Source organism: Verrucosispora sp. SN26_14.1 (assembly GCF_004307965.1).
Lineage (GTDB): Bacteria > Actinomycetota > Actinomycetes > Mycobacteriales > Micromonosporaceae > Micromonospora.
The window spans coordinates 1-1943 of record NZ_SISL01000718.1 but is presented as its reverse complement, the minus strand read 5'-3'; the positions used below and the strand labels follow the sequence as shown (position 1 = coordinate 1943).

The 1943-nt window shown below is 76.0% G+C and carries 1 protein-coding gene; it reads left to right on the top strand.

The window, feature by feature from the left end; translation table 11 throughout:
• On the top strand, positions 1-1943 hold a 1943-nt coding region (locus EYA84_RS31250; protein WP_131057780.1), incomplete at both ends, for an ATP-dependent helicase.

Genomic DNA, 1943 nt, shown 5'->3' with positions numbered 1-1943 from the left:
GCTCGGCGAGCGGCTCGGCCGCGCCGACTGGCCGGCCGCCGCCCGCTTCCTGCGTGAGTACGTCGCGGTGCTGGCGCTGCGGGACGTCGCCAACCGGGGCTCGGTCGCGTACGACCCGGCGGAGCTGGTCCGGGCGGCGACCGGTCTACTGCGCGACGACGCGGAGGTGCTGGCGTCCGAGCGGCGTCGTCTCGCGTACGTCTACGTCGACGAGCTGGCCGACACCGACCCTGCGCAGCTCGACCTGTTGGACACGGTCGCCGGGGGCGGCACGCCGCTGGTGGCCTTCGCCGATCCCGACTCCTCCACGTACGCCTTCCGGGGCACCGATCCGGCCGGTGTGACGACGTTCCCGCACCGGTTCCGCACCGCCTCCGGTGCGCCGGCCGCGCAGGTGCTGCTCACCACCAGTTACCGCGCGGGGGAGCGGCTGCTCGCTGCCGCGTCCCGGCTGGGTCGACGGTTGCGTGGTCCGGCGGCACACCGTCGGCTGCACCCGTTGCCCGACACGCCACCGGGCACCGTCGAGGTCCGGACCTTCCGTTCGGCCACCAGCGAGGCGGCCTGGCTGGCACACGCGCTGCGCGAGGCGCACCTGCTCGGCGGCGTGCCCTGGGCCCGGATGGCGGTGCTGGTCCGTTCCACCGGGCGGCAACTGCCCGGGTTGCGGCGGGCGCTGCACGCCGCCGGCGTACCGACCGTGGTGCACGGCGAGGACCTGCCGTTGCACCTGCAACCGGCGGTCGCGCCGCTGCTGCTGCTGTTGCGCTGCGCGTTGGAGCCGGAGCGGCTGGACGAGGAGGCCGCCGTCGCGTTGCTGCACTCGCCGCTCGGCGGTGCCGATCCGCTGGCGGAGCGCCGGCTGCGGCAGGGCCTACGCGCGCTCGCCCTGGCCGGCGGCGACCGTCGGCCCTCCGGCGAGCTGATCGTCGAGGCGTTGCAGGACCCGGCCGAGCTGGCCGGGGTGGAGCGGCGCTGGGCCGAGTCGGCGCAGACGGTGGCCGGGCTGCTGGCGGTGGCCCGCGAGACGGCCGGTCGACCGGGCGCCACCGTCGAGGACGTCCTCTGGGCGGTCTGGCAGGCCAGCGGGCTGGCCGAGCTGTGGTCCGCCGCGCTGGCCCGGGGACCGGCCGTGGCCGGTGAGGGCGACCTGGCCCGGCGGCGTCGGGCCGAGGCGGCCGACCGGGACCTGGACGCGGTGCTGGTGCTCTTCGACGCCGCCGCCCGGTTCACCGACCGTTTACCGGGCGCGCGGACCGAGGTCTTCCTCGACCATGTGCTCGCCCAGGAACTCCCCGCCGACACGCTCGCCTCCTCCGCCGACCGGGGCGACGCGGTACGCCTGCTCACCGCGCACGCCGCGAAGGGCCTGGAGTGGGATCTGGTCGCCGTCGCCGGGGTGCAGGAGGGCGTCTGGCCGGACCTGCGGTTGCGCGGCAGCCTGCTCGGCTCGGAACGGCTGGTCGACGTGATGACCGGCCGGGCGGACGGTGCCGGGGAGGTCGCCACCCTGGTCGGACAGACCTCCGCGTTGCTCGACGAGGAACGGCGGCTGTTCCACGTCGCGGTGACCCGGGCCCGGCGGCGACTGCTGGTCAGCGCCGTCGCGTCGGCGGCCGTCGGCGGCGACGACCACGAGGAGCAGCCCAGCCGCTTCCTCTACGAACTCGGGCCGACCGATCCACCCGGCGACGGACCCACCCCGAACCCCGATGGGCCACCGCCGCCCGCTTCTCCGGAGCCGTCGACGCCCGGAGCGGGCAGCGGAGCGCCGCAGGTCGACGACAGGCACGACGCTCAGCACCAGGAGGACGCTCCGGACCGGGACGATGCTCCGGACCGGGACGACGGGGTCGGGCCACGGACGCTGCCGTTGAGTCGGCCGCCCCGGGCGTTGACCCTGGCGCTGATACACATCTCCGAGCCCACGAGACTAGCGCTGA